Below are 14,805 nucleotides of genomic sequence, written 5' to 3' on the forward strand. Positions count from 1 at the left end.
CGACCATGACCCGGGTGGACTTCTACTACGACGTGCCGAACAAGCTGGCCATCGCCGTCAAGCTCGCCCACAAGGCCTTTTCCCAGCGCCTGCCCCTGGCCATCTACACCTCCCAGCCCCCCGTGGCGGAGCAGATCGACCGCCTGCTGTGGACCCAGCCGGCCCTGGGCTTCCTCCCCCACTGCCGGGCCGACGCGCCCCTGGCGGCGGAAACGCCGGTGCTCATCGCCGAGACGCCGGCCGCCCTGGAACGCCTGCCCCAGGACGAGCTGCTGATCAACCTGGACGACGAGGTGCCGCCCGGCTTCGCCCGCTTCAAGCGCCTCATCGAGATCGTCGGCCGCGAAGAGGAAGACAAGACGCCCGGCCGGGCCCGCTTCAAGTTCTACAAGGATCGGGGCTACGAAATCAACCGCCACGACCTTTCCGCCAAATGAGCGACTTCATGAACGGCAACGACGGCACCCCGCCCCCGCCGACGGGCAACTCCAGCGTCATCCCCTTCCCCCCGCGCCGCCGCAGCTTCGTCGCCGCCCCGCCTCCACCGCCGCCCCCGGCGCCGGCCGGCCCCCTGGATCTGGACCTCTCCGACCTGGTGCCGGAAGGCGATGACGACATTCCGGTGCTCACCGAAGTGGTGGATCTGGCCTCGGTCAGCGCCGACGCCCCCGACGAGAAGGACGCCGGCCCCGACCTGGAGGCCCTGCGGGAAACCCTGGCCGACGCCCTGGCGGCCGAACTGGCCCATTCCATAGAGCAACGCCTGGCCTCCGAGCTGCCCAGCCTGGTGGAAGCCACCCTGGCCGGCCTGCAGGACGACCTCAAGGCCGGCATCATCGCCGCCACCGAAGCCGCCCTGAAGGACTTCATCGCCCGTCGGCAACAGCTGCAGCTGCCCTTCGACCCGCCCGCCCCGGGCAACTGAACGGGCCGACCGGCCCAAATCTCCGGACAAGCAGACCGGGAGCGCCCGCCGCTTCCGGTATAATTGCGCCCTTTCCTTTCGCCCCAATCCCCTGATTCCTATGGAACTCGCCAAAAGTTTTGAGCCGGCAGCCGTCGAACGCCACTGGTACCCGCTCTGGGAAGAACGCGGCTACTTCGCCGCCGGCCTGGACACCAGCAAGCCCGCCGACCAGTCCTTCTGCATCCTGCTGCCGCCGCCCAACGTCACCGGCACCCTGCACATGGGCCACGGCTTCAACCAGACCATCATGGACGCCCTCACCCGCTACTACCGGATGAAGGGCCACAACACCCTGTGGCAGCCGGGCACCGACCACGCCGGCATCGCCACCCAGATCGTGGTGGAGCGCCAGCTGGACGCCCAGGGCATTTCCCGCCACGACCTGGGCCGGGAGAAGTTCCTGGAGAAGGTGTGGGAGTGGAAGGAATACTCCGGCGGCACCATCACCCGCCAGATGCGCCGCATGGGCACCAGCCCCGACTGGAAGCGGGAACGCTTCACCATGGACGCCGGCCTCAACAAGATCGTCACCGAATCCTTCGTCCGCCTCTACAAGGAAGGCCTCATCTACCGCGGCAAGCGCCTGGTGAACTGGGACCCGAAGCTGCACACCGCCGTCTCCGACCTGGAAGTGGTGCAGGAGGAGGAAGACGGTTTCATGTGGCACATCCGCTACCCCTTGGCGGACGGCAGCGCCACCCTGACCGTGGCCACCACCCGGCCCGAGACCATGCTGGGCGACACCGCCGTCATGGTCCACCCGGAAGATGAGCGCTACAAGCACCTCATCGGCAAGATGGTGAAGCTACCCCTGACCGACCGGGAAATCCCGGTCATCGCCGACGCCTATGTGGACATGGAATTCGGCACCGGCGTGGTGAAAGTCACCCCGGCCCACGACTTCAACGACTATGCCGTGGGCCAGCGCCACAACCTGCCGATCATCAGCATCCTGACCCTGGATGCCAAGATCAACGAGCACGCTCCCGAGAAGTACCGGGGCCTGGACCGGTTCGATGCGCGCAAGGCCGTGGTGGCCGACCTGGAAGCCCTGGGCATCCTGGAAAAGACCGACAAGCACAAGCTCAAGGTGCCCCGCGGCGACCGTACCGGCGTGGTCATCGAGCCCATGCTCACCGACCAGTGGTTCGTCGCCATGAGCAAGCCCGGCGAGGACGGCAAGTCCATCACCGAGAAAGCCCTGGACGTGGTGCAGTCCGGCGAGATCAAGTTCTATCCGGAAAACTGGGTGAACACCTACAACCAATGGCTCAACAACATCCAGGACTGGTGCATCTCCCGCCAGCTGTGGTGGGGCCACCAGATTCCCGCCTGGTACGGCGTTAACGGCGAAGTCTTCGTCGCCCACAACGAGGAAGAAGCTCGGGCCCAGGCCGACGCCGCCGGTTACGCCGGCCAGCTGACCCGGGATGCGGACGTGCTCGACACCTGGTACTCCTCCGCCCTGTGGCCCTTCTCCACCCTGGACTGGACGCCCGAATACCCGGCCAAGTCCAACCCGGCTCTGGATCTCTACCTGCCCTCCTCCGTGCTGGTCACGGGCTTCGACATCATCTTCTTCTGGGTGGCGCGCATGGTCATGATGACCAAGCACATCACCGGCAAGATCCCCTTCAAGCACGTCTACGTGCACGGCCTGATCCGGGACGGCGAAGGCCAGAAGATGTCCAAGTCCAAGGGCAACGTGCTGGACCCCATCGACCTCATCGACGGCATCGACATCGACGCCCTGGTGCAGAAGCGCACCACCGGCCTGATGAATCCCAAGCAGGCCGAGAGCATCGCCAAGAAGACCAAGAAGGAATTCCCCGAAGGCATTCCCGCCTTCGGCACCGACGCCCTGCGCTTCACCTTCGCCAGCCTGGCTTCCCCCGGCCGCGACATCAAGTTCGACCTGAACCGCTGCGACGGCTACCGCAACTTCTGCAACAAGCTGTGGAACGCCACCCGCTTCGTGCTGATGAACGTGGAAGGCCACGACCTGGCCCTGGAGCACCAGCAGGCCGCCGGCGGCGCCTGCAGCGCTGATGCGCCGCTGAAGTTCAGCTTTGCCGACCGCTGGATCGTCAGCCACCTGCAGAAGGTGGAGCAGGAAATGGCCAAGCACTTTGAGGAATACCGCTTCGACCTGCTGGCCCAGACCCTCTACCGCTTCATCTGGGACGAGTTCTGCGACTGGTATCTGGAAATCGCCAAGGTGCAGATGAACGGCGGCACTCCGGAAGAAGCCAAGGCCACCCGCCGCACCCTGGTGCGGGTGCTGGAGACCATCCTGCGCCTGGCCCACCCGCTGATCCCCTTCATCACCGAGGAACTGTGGCAGGCCGTGGCCCCCATCGCCGGCCGCAAGGACGCCGAGTCCATCATGCTCACCCGCTACCCGGAAGCCAATCCGGCCAAGCTGGACGAGGCCTCGGAAACCCAGGTGGCCCTGCTCAAGGAGCTGGTGGGTGCCTGCCGCAACCTGCGCGGCGAAATGAACATGTCCCCCGCCACCAAGGTGCCCCTGCTCGCCGTCGGCGACCAGGAAGCCCTGGCCCGCTTCGCCCCCTACCTGGCGGCCCTGGCCAAGCTCTCCGAAGTGCAGATCGTGGACGACATTGCCAGCGACGAGCCGGCCCCCGTGGCCGTGGTCGGCAACTTCCGCCTGATGCTCAAGGTGGAGATCGACGTGGCCGCCGAGAAGGAGCGCCTGAGCAAGGAAATCGCCCGTCTCGAAGGGGAGATTGCCAAGGCCCACGCCAAGCTCTCCAACGAGAGCTTCGTCGCCCGGGCCCCGGAAGCCGTGGTGGCCCAGGAGAAGGAACGCCTGGCCAACTTCAGCGCCACCGTGGAGAAACTCAAGCCCCAGCTGGAAAAGCTGAACAAGGCCTGAGCCGGCCCGCTCCCCCCAGAAAAACGCCCCGGTTGAGCCGGGGCGTTTTTGTTTTCGGGCTTGGGTAAGCTGAAGTCCTAGAGTTATTGCAGGCACTTGGCCTGCGGGGCAATAGGCACGCCATTTCTGGCAGGACATCGCTGGCGAATGCCGTCCCTGCTTGCCCCCAGGGCAGGTGGCCTTTCAGCCCTGGGACGCCAGCGTCACCGGCACCAGCCCCCGCAGGGCGTTGCCCATGTACAGCGCTTCGGCCCGGGCCAGGTCGGCCAGGGTCAGCACCCGTTCCCGGGCCTCGCCGGATTCCAGCAGGCGCCGGCGCAGGACGCCCGGCAGCAGGCCGCAGGCCAGGGGCGGGGTGTAGAGCACGCCGTCGAGGCGGGCGAAGACGTTGCTGCGGGCACCCTCGCAGACTTCGTCCCGCTCGTTGAGGAAAAGGGCATCGAAGCCGCCGGGCAGGGCCATGACCCGCTGCAATTCCCCATCGTAGAGGGCCCGGGCGGTGGTCTTGTGGCGCAGCAGGTAGCGGCGGGAATCGAGACGGTGGGGCGAGAGATGGACCTGCCACGGCCCCGGGGCGGACTCCAGGGGCACGGCCTGCCGCTGCAGGGTGCCGGCCTTGTTGAGGCTCAGGCGCACACGGAAGCGCCCCCGGGGATGGGCCGTAGCCAGGGCCGCCAGGGCCTGGGCCACGCTGGCGTCGTCGTGGGCGAAGCCCAGGGCCTGGGCCGAGGCGGTCAGGCGCTGGCGATGCAGTTCGCCGTCGGGGAAGACGCCGTCATCCAGGCGCAGGGTCTCGATCAGCTCCAGGCCCGGGTCCTGGTCGGTGAGGAAGCGGGCCTTGAGCAGGCATTCCCGGTACTCGGCGGCGGGCTCGGAGTCGGTGACGATGCCGCTGCCCACACCCATGACGCCGCGCCCGTCGGCGCCCAGTTCCAGGCTGCGGATGGCCACGTTGAGGCAGAAATCCCCGTCCGGCGCCAGCAGCCCCAGGCTGCCGGTGTACAGGCCCCGGGGCCCGACTTCCAGTTCCTCGATGATTTCCATGGCCCGCAGCTTGGGCGCGCCGGTGATGGAACCGCAGGGAAAGAGGGCCGCCAGGGTCTCGCCCGGGCCGACGCCCGGGGCCCGGGCGCTGACCGTGGAGGTCATCTGGAAGACGCTGGGGTAGGTCTCGATGGCGAACAGCTCTTCCACCCGCACCGAGCCGGTCTGGGCCAGGCGCCCCAGGTCGTTGCGCAGCAGGTCCACGATCATCAGGTTTTCCGCCCGATCCTTGGCCGAGGCGGCCAGGGCGGCCCGGTTGGCGGCATCGCCGGCCTCGTCCGCCCCCCGCGGCGCGGTGCCCTTCATGGGCCGGGTGCGCAGGGTGTCGCCGCGGCGCGCGACGAACAGTTCGGGGGACAGGGAGAGGATCCGTCGCTCCGCCGTCAGCACCAGGCCGCCCAGGGGCGTCGGCTGGCGTTGCCGCAGGCGGGCGTAGAGGGCCAGGGGATGGCCGTAGGCCTGGAAATGCAGGGGAAAGGTGAAATTGACCTGGTAGCAGTCGCCGGCGGCGATGTAGTCCCGGATGCGCTGCACCGCGGCGGCATGGGCGGCTTGGTCCAGCCCCGGCACCAACTCGGCGATACCGCAGGCGGTCTGCTCTGCCGGCAGGGCCGCCACCTGGTCCGCCAGCCAGTTCCGGGCGGCATCGGTATCAAGCCGTTGCGCCGCGGCGAAAAGCCACAGGTGGCCCCGGGGCGCCGGACTGTCGGGCAGGAGATGCGGGCATCCCGCCTTACCCGGCTGCAGCAGGCGCCCCAGTTCGTAATCCAGGGCCAGCACGGCCCACCAGCCCCGGGCGGCGCCATCCTTGGCGGCGGCCAGGCCCCGCTCCAGGTCCTGTAAGGTGTGCAGGGCATGGGTCTGCCGCAGGTCCGTGCACAGCCGGGCGCCGCCCTCCTCTTCGAGGAAGGCAAAGGCGGCGGCCTCGACGGGGCCCGGGGACGGCGGGGTCAGGGACAACGGGGAAGGGGAACAGGAAGCGGCAGGAACGGCACGGGCAGGAGGCCGCCGCACCGGACGGCAGGGCCTACTTGCGCTTGAAGAGGAAGGTGAACACCCGCTCCTCTTCGCCGGAGGCCAGCAGTTCGTTGCCGGTCTGCTTGGCGAAGGCCTGGAAGTCCTTCACCGCCCCCGGGTCCGTCGCCAGGACGCGCAGCAGCTGGCCGCTCTGCATTTCTGCCAGGGCTTTCTTGGTACGCAGGATGGGCAGGGGGCAGTTGAGGCCCTTGACGTCGAGTTCGCGATCGGGGGTCATGGCAGGCGGGATTCAGGAGAAAGGCAGGCCGCCATGGTAGCGGCCCCCCGGGGCCTTGCCAAGCCGTCGGGAAGGCCGGCCTAGCGCTTCTGCCGGGCTTCCTCTTCCTGACGGGTGCGCAGCTCCCGCAGGCGGGCATCCACCACGGACTGCTCGTAGAAATTGCCGTCGCCGGAGCGCTGGGCCATCTGCAGCTGGTCGATGGCCGGCAGCAGCTGCCCCTGCAGGGCATAGGCCTCGGCCAGGGCCTGGTGCTGCTGCAGCCGCCGGCCCAGGGCCGAGGCGGTCTTGGCCTTCAGGCTCCACAGCTTGTAGTCGCCGGTGTACAGCTGCAACTGGCCGTCCAGATAGGCCAGGGCCTCGGCCGGACGCTTGTCCGCCAGCAGGGCCTCGCTGTAGCCATACATGAGGGACTTGGCGAAGGGGGCATTGCGCAGGGCGCTCTTGTAAATGGCGATGGCGCCGGCCACGTCACCCTGGGCGCTGCGGCTCTCCGCCGCCAGATTGTCCAGCATCGGCGAGGCGACCTTGAGCCGGCGCAGATTCTGGATTTCCTGCTCCACCGCGGCATAGTTCTTGGCCCGCAGCTGGGCATGGGCCAGGCCGAAGCGGATGCCGGCCTCGTTGGCAAACTTGCGTTCCTTGAGCAGGTGCTCCAGGTCCGCCACCGCCTCCCGAGGGGTGCCCAGCTGGGCCCGCAGCTTGCCGCGCACCAGGTGGAAATCCAGGCTGTCCGGCACCTGCTTGTAGGGCGTCTTCTGGGCCCGGTTCTGCATGTCGGCGATCCGCTCCACCGTCAGGGGGTGGGTGCGCATGTAGGACGGGGCATTGTTCTCGTAGAGGCGGGAAGCCTGCTGCAGGCGCTGGAAGAAATCCCCCATGCCGCGCACGTCGAAGCCGGCCTTCTCCAGGGTCTGGAAGCCGATGCGGTCCGCCTCCCGCTCGAAGTCCCGGGAGAAACCGAGCTGGGACTGCACCATGGCCGCCTGGGAGCCGACGATGGCGGCGGAAGCGGCATCCGGGTTCTTGCTGGCGGCCAGCAGGGCCAGGGCCATGGCGGCCATGGCGACGATGGAGTTCTGCTTTTCCTTGGCGATGCCCCGGGCCAGGTGATGCTGGGTAACGTGGGAGATTTCGTGGGCCAGCACCCCCGCCAGTTCCGATTCGCTCTGGGCCGAGGTGATCAGGCCCGTATTCACCCCCACGTAGCCGCCGAAGGTGGCGAAGGCGTTGATGGTGGGATCCTTCATGACGAAGAAGGTGAAGCCAAAGCCCGGATCGGGACTGGCCGCCGCCAGACGCTGGCCCAGCTGGTCCACGTAGGCGGCGATTTCCGGATCGTCCAGGTATTGGGGATCGCGCAGGCGGATTTCGTTGAGGATGCTCTCCCCGACCTTCTTCTCCAGCTGGGGCGGAATGTCGCTCTGGGAGGAGTCCCCCAGGTCCGGCAGACCGTCCGCCAGGACCGGCGGCATGACACCGAGGAGAGCGGCCACCAGCATGGTGGCGAGGGCGCCGCGCCGGACACGCCGGGGGCGGGAAGGCTGGGTTCGCGGGGCAAAATTCATGGTGCTATGATACCGCGCTTCCCTTGCCCGTTCCCTGACGCCATGGCCGCCGAAACAACCTTTACACAATTTACCCATTTCGACGCCGGCGGCCAGGCCCACATGGTGGACGTGGGCGACAAGGCCGAAACCCAGCGCCGTGCCATCGCCACCGGCCGCATCCTGATGGAGCCAGCCACCCTGGCCCTGATCCGGGACGGCAACGCGAAGAAGGGCGACGTCATCGGCATCGCCCGCATCGCCGCCATCCAGGGCGCCAAGCGCACCGCCGACCTGATTCCCCTGTGCCACCCCATCGCCCTCACCCGGGTGGCCGTGGACTTCAACATCGATGCCGCCGCCAATGCGGTGGAATGCACCGCCACCACCCAGTGCACCGGCCGCACCGGGGTCGAGATGGAAGCCCTCACCGCCGTCAGCGCCGGCCTGCTCACCATCTACGACATGTGCAAGGCCGTCGATCGCGGCATGCGCATTGAAGGCATCCGCCTGCTGGAAAAGGCCGGCGGCAAATCGGGCCTGTGGCAGGCCGAGTGATCCTCCGACAGATTCCTTATCCAAGAGACCCCATGGACGCCATCCGCCGTCATCTCCTGCAAAGCGCCGCCCGGGGCGGCCTCGCCGTCGCCCTCCTGGGGGCCGGCCTGCTGCGCCCGAGCCGGGTGCTCGCCGCCGACTGGAACCAGCCGGCCTTTGCCGCCACCACCCTGGGCGAAGCCCTCAAGGCCTACGGTACCTCGCCGGCGCCCGACAGCAGGGAAGTGCAGATCATCGCCGCCGACGTGGCGGAGAACGGCGGCAATGTGCCGGTGGAAGTGCTGGTCAAGCTGCCCGCGGTGCAGAGCATCGCCCTCTTCGTCGAAAAGAATCCCTTCCCCCTGGCCGCCAGCATCGAGCTGGCGCCGGGCGTCCTGCCCTACCTCAAGGTGCCCCTCAAGCTGGCCGAATCCACCCGGGTCAAGGCCGTGGTCAAGGCCGGCGGCAAGACCTATGTGGCCACCCGGGAAATCGGCGTCACCATCGGCGGCTGCGGCGGCTAGGAGAAGAAAATGGCAGAACCCATGAAAATCCGCGCCACCCACCAGGGCGAATTCACCGAAGTGAAGGTGCTGTTGCAGCACCCCATGGAAACCGGCCAGCGCCGGGACCCGAAAACCGGCAACAACCTGCCGCCCCACTTCATCCAGACCTTCAGCCTGGCGGTGAACGGCAAGCCCATGGTCCAGGCCCAGCTCAACACCTCGGTGGCGAAAAACCCGGTGCTGACCTTCCGCCTCCAGGGCGTCAAGGCGGGCGACCGGCTGCAGGCCCAATGGCATGACAACAAGGGCGACAGCCGCAGCGACGAGGCTGTCGTCGGCGCCTGACTCCGGACCAGCATCCGGCACTACAAAACAAAAAAGCCCGCCTGGATGCCAGGCGGGCTTTTTCTTGGTGCAAATCCTGTGGGGCTTAAGCCTTCTGGATGTTGGACGCTTGCTTGCCCTTAGGACCTTGGGTGACGTCGAAGCTGACCTTCTCGCCTTCCTTCAGGGTCTTAAAGCCATTCATGTTGATGGCGGAGAAATGAGCGAACAGATCTTCGCTGCCATCATCGGGGGTAATGAAACCAAAACCCTTGGCGTCGTTAAACCATTTGACGGTACCAGTTGCCATATGTGCTACTTCCTTCTTGAATAAATCTTAAAACGGGAACTACTGTGCGTTGACTCCCCGACTGGCATGTTTGGTTTTCAAGACCGTGCGTGCGCCGTGCCAGAGTGTTTAAAGAATCCGGCAATTACTTGAAGCCAAACACAGCCGACGTTGTACGCTAAGTTGTTTGCATACGTCAAGCTATTTTGCGCCCCCCGCCGCCCATTTGCCCCAGACCCGGCGAAAGCCCTTGATAGACGGGGCTCCGGGCCAGTAAATACGGGCCTTGGCCAAGAGTGTTGCAGAATGCCCAAAGCCGATTAGAATCGGTCCATGGCGATACAGCATGAAAACAATCAGGGCAGCGTGGCCCTGGAAAAGAAGAGTTCCAAGGTCAAGCCGCCACCGATGTATAAGGTGCTGCTTTTGAACGACGATTTCACCCCCATGGACTTCGTCATTCTGGTGTTGCAAAAGTTTTTTGCCAAAGATCGAGAACAAGCGACGCGAATCATGCTCAAAGTCCATAACGAGGGGCGGGGATTGTGCGGGGTTTACCCCCGGGACATCGCCGCCACCAAGGTGGATCAGGTTGTTGCATTTGCACGCCAGCATCAGCACCCCCTGGTGTGCGTTATGGAGGAAAACTGAATGATCGCGCAGGAACTTGAAGTCAGCTTGCACATGGCCTTCGTCGAGGCTCGGCAAAAGCGCCACGAATTCATCACCGTCGAGCATCTGCTGCTGGCGCTGGTGGACAATCCTTCCGCCGCCGAAGCCCTGCGCGCCTGCTCCGCCAACGTGGAACAACTGCGGCGGGACCTGCAGACCTTCATCGACGAGCACACCCCCACGGTGAGCGGCGAGGACGAGATCGACACCCAGCCGACCCTGGGCTTCCAACGCGTGATCCAGCGCGCCATCCTGCACGTGCAGTCGTCCGGCAAGAAGGAAGTGACCGGTGCCAACGTGCTGGTGGCCATCTTCGGCGAAAAGGACTCCCACGCCGTGTTCTTCCTGCAGAAGCAGGGGGTCACCCGGCTCGACGTGGTGAACTTCATTTCCCACGGCATCAGCAAGTCGCCCCAGCCGGCCAAGGCGGAAACGGAACAGGAGACGGACGGCGACGGCCGCCCCGAAGCCGGCCCCCTGGAGAGCTACACCATCAATCTCAACGCCCAGGCGCTGCAGGGCAAGATCGACCCCCTCATCGGCCGGGACAAGGAACTGGAGCGGGTCATCCAAACCCTCTGCCGCCGGCGCAAGAACAACCCGCTGCTGGTGGGCGAGGCCGGGGTGGGCAAGACCGCCATCGCCGAGGGCCTGGCCCGTCGCGTGGTGGAAGGGGAAGTACCGGAAATCCTGGCCAAGGCCCACGTCTACGCCTTGGACATGGGCGCCCTGCTGGCCGGCACCAAGTACCGGGGCGACTTCGAGCAGCGCCTCAAGGGCGTGCTCAAGGCCCTGCAGGACAATCCGGACGCCATCCTCTTCATCGACGAGATCCACACCCTGATCGGCGCCGGCGCCGCTTCCGGCGGCACCCTGGATGCCTCCAACCTGCTCAAGCCGGCCCTCTCCGGCGGCCAGCTGAAGTGCATCGGGGCCACCACCTACACCGAGTACCGGGGTATTTTTGAGAAGGACCACGCCCTTTCCCGCCGTTTCCAGAAGATCGACGTGAATGAGCCCTCCGTGGCCGAGACCGTGGAAATCCTCAAGGGACTGAAGACCCGTTTCGAATCCCACCACGGCATCAAGTATTCCAGCGCCGCCATCAACTCGGCGGTGGAGCTGGCGGCCCGTTTCATCACCGACCGCCACCTGCCGGACAAGGCCATCGACGTCATCGACGAGGCCGGTGCCGCCCAGCGCATCCTGCCCAAGTCGCGGCAGAAGAAGATCATCGGCAAGCCGGAGATCGAGGAGATCGTCGCCAAGATCGCCCGCATCCCCTCCAGCCACGTTTCCAACGACGACAAGGCGACCCTGAAGAACCTGGAGCGGGACCTGAAGGCCACCGTTTTCGGCCAGGATGCGGCCATCGACGCCCTGGCCAAGGCCATCAAGATGGCCCGTTCCGGCCTCGGCGCCCCGGGCAAGCCCATCGGCGCCTTCCTCTTCTCCGGCCCCACCGGCGTCGGCAAGACGGAAGTGGCCAAGCAGCTCGCCTACTTCCTCGGCGTGGACCTGACCCGCTTCGACATGTCCGAGTACATGGAACGGCATGCCGTTTCCCGCCTCATCGGCGCGCCTCCCGGCTATGTGGGTTTCGACCAGGGCGGCCTGCTGACCGAAGCCGTCACCAAGAAGCCCTACTGCGTGCTGCTGCTGGACGAAATCGAGAAGGCCCATCCGGACATCTACAACATCCTGCTGCAGGTGATGGACCACGGCACCCTGACCGACAACAACGGGCGCAAGGCTGATTTCCGCAACGTGGTCATCATCATGACCACCAACGCCGGCGCCGCCGAGTTGCAGAAGCCGTCGGTGGGCTTCACTTCCAGCAAGGAAGTGGGCGACGAAATGGTGGAGATCAAGCGCCTGTTCACGCCGGAGTTCCGCAACCGGCTGGACGCCACCATTTCCTTCAAGCCCCTGGACCACGACATCATCCTGCGGGTGGTGGACAAGTTCCTCATGCAGCTGGAAGAGCAGTTGCACGAAAAGAAGGTGGAAGCCGTATTCACCGACGCCCTCAAGGACATGCTGGCGGAGCGGGGCTTCGACCCGCTCATGGGTGCCCGGCCCATGGCCCGCCTGATCCAGGACACCATCCGCGCCGCCCTGGCCGACGAACTGCTGTTCGGCCGCCTGGCCCACGGCGGCAAGGTCACCGTGGATGTGGACAAGGAGGGCAAGGTGAAGCTCGAATTCGCCAAGGAGGCGGAAGCAGTAGCCTGAGCCTGAGAACGGCAACCCGACCCAAAAGGCTGCGCCTCTTCCGGCGCAGCCTTTTTTTTGCCTAGAATCCGGAACCGCCAACCACCACCAGAAAATCAGGAGACCCCATGAGCTTCACCACCCCGGACCTGTGCGATGCCAACGAAGCCGCCATCGGCCACACCCTGCGCGTCGTCACCCCCATGTTCAAGGCCTACGGCGGCCGTGCCCGCTTTTGCGGCCGCATCCACACCCTGAAGATTTTCGAGGACAACTCCCTGGTGCGCGAAGCCCTGGGCCAACCCGGCCAGGGCAAGGTACTGGTGGTGGATGGCGGCGGCTCCCTGCGCTGCGCCCTGGTGGGCGACCAGCTGGCCGTGCTGGCCCAGAAGAACGGCTGGGAAGGCATCGTCGTGTATGGCTGCATCCGGGATTCGGCCGAGATCAACCGTACCGACCTGGGGGTGCGCGCCCTGGACACCCACCCCCAGAAAAGCATCAAGAAGGGCGTCGGCGACCAGAACATCGACGTCACCTTCGGCGGCGTCACCTTTAAGCCGGAGGAATGGATCTACGTGGATGAAGACGGCGTCATCGTCTCCGCCACGCCCCTGCTGTAAGCGACACCGCCCTGCCGGGGCCGTCCGCCGGGACGGCCCCGCCCGCCCTCGTCCCCTCGCCCTCTTCCATCCCGCCTGCGCGGCCCGCGGGCACCCGCCGTTTTCCCTACGGCGGCCGGCCATTCCCACGACCAGACAATGCCCACGGGTTTTCCCCTATTCCATTGAACAGGAAAGCCAGAGTCATCCCGCACTGCCCACCCAATTCATTTCACTGCCGCGAATATCGTTTCATATAGCGGAATGCGATTTGCAACACCATAAAAACACAGGAAAAAATATTGTCTTGTGTCTTATATAAGACATGTGTTGCTGTGCAAAATCGGCGCTATACTTTTTCCCATCGGAGCACAGGAAACGTCACCCCGACACTGGCCTCCGAATCTTCCGCCAACGCTATTTATAGAGGAACCGAACATGAGCACTCGCGAACAGCAAATCGCCGCCCTGGAAAAAGACTGGGCTGAGAACCCCCGTTGGAAGGGCGTCAAGCGTGGTTATTCCGCTGCTGACGTGGTTCGTCTGCGCGGCTCCCTGCAGCCCGAGTACACCTTCGCCCAGCGCGGTGCCAAGGTCCTCTGGGAAAAGGTCAACGGCGGCGCCAAGAAGGGCTACGTGAATGCTTTCGGCGCCATCACCGCCGGTCAAGCCATGCAACAGGCCAAGGCCGGCCTGGAAGCCGTGTATCTGTCCGGCTGGCAGGTTGCTGCCGACGGCAACACCTCTGAAACCATGTACCCGGACCAGTCCCTGTATGCCTACGACTCCGTCCCCACCATGGTTCGCCGCATCAACAACACCTTCAAGCGTGCTGACGAAATCCAGTGGTCCCGCGGCATCAACCCCGGCGACAAGGAATTCATCGACTACTTCCTGCCCATCGTGGCCGACGCTGAAGCCGGTTTCGGCGGCGTGCTGAACGCCTTCGAACTGATGAAGAACATGATCGCCGCCGGCGCCGCCGGTGTGCACTTCGAAGACCAGCTGGCTGCCGCCAAGAAGTGTGGCCACATGGGTGGCAAGGTGCTGGTGCCGACCCGCGAAGCCGTGGAAAAGCTGATCTCCGCCCGTTTCGCCGCTGACGTCATGGGCGTGCCGACCCTGATCCTGGCCCGTACCGATGCCGAAGCTGCCAACCTGATCACCTCCGACTACGACGCCAACGACAAGCCCTTCCTCACCGGCGAACGTACCCAGGAAGGCTTCTTCCGCGTCAAGAACGGTCTGGAACAGTCCATCTCCCGCGGCGTTGCCTACGCTCCCTACGCCGATCTGGTGTGGTGCGAAACCGGCGTGCCCGACATCGGCTTCGCCCGTGAATTCGCCCAGGCCGTGCATGCTGCCTGCCCCGGCAAGCTGCTGTCCTACAACTGCTCCCCGTCCTTCAACTGGAAGAAGAACCTCAACGACAGCCAGATCGCTTCCTTCCAGGAAGAACTGTCCGCCTTGGGCTACAAGTACCAGTTCATCACCCTGGCCGGCATCCACGTCAATTGGTACAACACCTTCAAGTTCGCCAAGGCCTACGCCGGCGGCGAAGGCATGAAGCACTACGTGGAAATGGTGCAGGAGCCCGAATTCGCCGCCCGCGAAGACGGCTACACCTTCGTTTCCCACCAGCAGGAAGTGGGCACCGGCTACTTCGACGACGTGACCACCGTGATCCAGGGCGGCTCCTCCTCCGTCAAGGCCCTGACCGGTTCCACCGAAGAAGAACAGTTCCACTAAGCAACACCCGCGGGCATCCCGGCCAGGGTCGGGATGCCCGGCAGCAGATCAGTCTGCTGCCATCAGGAATCCGAATTGCATCATCCCTTATCCTCTTGCTTGGGGAACAGGCCGACACCCACAAGGTGTCGGCTTTTTTTATGTGCCGTCACAAAAAGGCCCATGACAGAAGCGGGCCTGCAGGCAAGAATGGCGGCTCCTTCCGC

At 65.3% G+C, this 14,805-nt stretch carries 14 protein-coding genes; 10 read left to right on the forward strand and 4 right to left on the reverse strand.

What is annotated here, in order from left to right:
• Positions 1–5: 5 nt before the first annotated feature.
• From AC3QLZ_RS06675 to AC3QLZ_RS06685, 3 genes are all read left to right on the forward strand, one after another.
• Positions 6–437 carry a DNA polymerase III subunit chi gene (locus AC3QLZ_RS06675; RefSeq protein WP_014238545.1) on the forward strand — a complete coding sequence of 144 codons (432 nt, stop codon included), beginning with the start codon at positions 6–8 and terminating at the stop codon, positions 435–437.
• On the forward strand, positions 434–925 hold the full coding sequence (locus tag AC3QLZ_RS06680) for a hypothetical protein (protein WP_043798442.1): 492 nt from the start codon (positions 434–436) through the stop codon (positions 923–925). The genes AC3QLZ_RS06675 and AC3QLZ_RS06680 overlap by 4 nt, the downstream gene beginning before the upstream one ends.
• A gap of 100 nt (positions 926–1,025) precedes the next feature.
• Positions 1,026–3,863, forward strand: a complete 2,838-nt coding sequence (locus tag AC3QLZ_RS06685) for a valine--tRNA ligase (RefSeq protein WP_014238547.1) — start codon at positions 1,026–1,028, stop codon at positions 3,861–3,863.
• Between the two features lie 183 nt (positions 3,864–4,046).
• Here the strand turns inward: AC3QLZ_RS06685 and pabB are convergent, their stop codons facing one another.
• The 3 genes from pabB to AC3QLZ_RS06700 all read right to left on the reverse strand — a co-directional run bounded on the left by pabB (position 4,047) and on the right by AC3QLZ_RS06700 (position 7,730).
• Complete coding sequence (gene pabB / locus AC3QLZ_RS06690; protein ID WP_014235128.1) at positions 4,047–5,867, reverse strand: aminodeoxychorismate synthase component I; 1,821 nt, start codon at positions 5,865–5,867, stop codon at positions 4,047–4,049.
• 67 nt (positions 5,868–5,934) lie between these two features.
• Positions 5,935–6,162 carry a sulfurtransferase TusA family protein gene (locus tag AC3QLZ_RS06695; RefSeq protein ID WP_014235129.1) on the reverse strand — a complete coding sequence of 76 codons (228 nt, stop codon included), beginning with the start codon at positions 6,160–6,162 and terminating at the stop codon, positions 5,935–5,937.
• A gap of 80 nt (positions 6,163–6,242) precedes the next feature.
• Positions 6,243–7,730 (reverse strand): M48 family metalloprotease, encoded by a 1,488-nt coding sequence (locus AC3QLZ_RS06700; protein WP_014235130.1) that lies wholly within the window; start codon positions 7,728–7,730, stop codon positions 6,243–6,245.
• Between the two features lie 42 nt (positions 7,731–7,772).
• Between AC3QLZ_RS06700 and moaC the strand changes: the two genes are divergently transcribed.
• From moaC to soxZ, 3 genes are read left to right on the forward strand one after another with little or no spacing between them, the layout of a single operon-like run.
• Entirely contained in the window at positions 7,773–8,267 is a 495-nt protein-coding gene (gene moaC, locus AC3QLZ_RS06705) for a cyclic pyranopterin monophosphate synthase MoaC (RefSeq protein WP_014235131.1), read from the forward strand.
• Positions 8,268–8,299: 32 nt separating this feature from the next.
• On the forward strand, positions 8,300–8,770 hold the full coding sequence (soxY, locus tag AC3QLZ_RS06710; RefSeq protein WP_014235132.1) for a thiosulfate oxidation carrier protein SoxY: 471 nt from the start codon (positions 8,300–8,302) through the stop codon (positions 8,768–8,770).
• A gap of 9 nt (positions 8,771–8,779) precedes the next feature.
• Positions 8,780–9,097 carry a thiosulfate oxidation carrier complex protein SoxZ gene (gene soxZ, locus AC3QLZ_RS06715; protein WP_014235133.1) on the forward strand — a complete coding sequence of 106 codons (318 nt, stop codon included), beginning with the start codon at positions 8,780–8,782 and terminating at the stop codon, positions 9,095–9,097.
• 85 nt (positions 9,098–9,182) lie between these two features.
• Here soxZ and AC3QLZ_RS06720 read toward each other — a convergent pair whose 3' ends face one another.
• Positions 9,183–9,386 carry a cold-shock protein gene (locus AC3QLZ_RS06720; protein ID WP_014235134.1) on the reverse strand — a complete coding sequence of 68 codons (204 nt, stop codon included), beginning with the start codon at positions 9,384–9,386 and terminating at the stop codon, positions 9,183–9,185.
• Positions 9,387–9,698: 312 nt separating this feature from the next.
• Between AC3QLZ_RS06720 and clpS the strand changes: the two genes are divergently transcribed.
• From clpS to aceA, 4 genes are all read left to right on the forward strand, one after another.
• Positions 9,699–10,016 (forward strand): ATP-dependent Clp protease adapter ClpS, encoded by a 318-nt coding sequence (clpS, locus tag AC3QLZ_RS06725; RefSeq protein ID WP_014235135.1) that lies wholly within the window; start codon positions 9,699–9,701, stop codon positions 10,014–10,016.
• Positions 10,017–12,272 (forward strand): ATP-dependent Clp protease ATP-binding subunit ClpA, encoded by a 2,256-nt coding sequence (clpA, locus tag AC3QLZ_RS06730; protein WP_014235136.1) that lies wholly within the window; start codon positions 10,017–10,019, stop codon positions 12,270–12,272.
• 107 nt (positions 12,273–12,379) lie between these two features.
• Positions 12,380–12,871, forward strand: coding sequence for a ribonuclease E activity regulator RraA (rraA, locus tag AC3QLZ_RS06735; RefSeq protein WP_014235137.1), 492 nt, complete (start codon positions 12,380–12,382; stop codon positions 12,869–12,871).
• A gap of 417 nt (positions 12,872–13,288) precedes the next feature.
• On the forward strand, positions 13,289–14,599 hold the full coding sequence (aceA, locus tag AC3QLZ_RS06740) for an isocitrate lyase (protein ID WP_014235138.1): 1,311 nt from the start codon (positions 13,289–13,291) through the stop codon (positions 14,597–14,599).
• Positions 14,600–14,805: the final 206 nt, after the last annotated feature.

It is taken from the genome of Azospira sp. MPR-LB4, assembly GCF_058809525.1.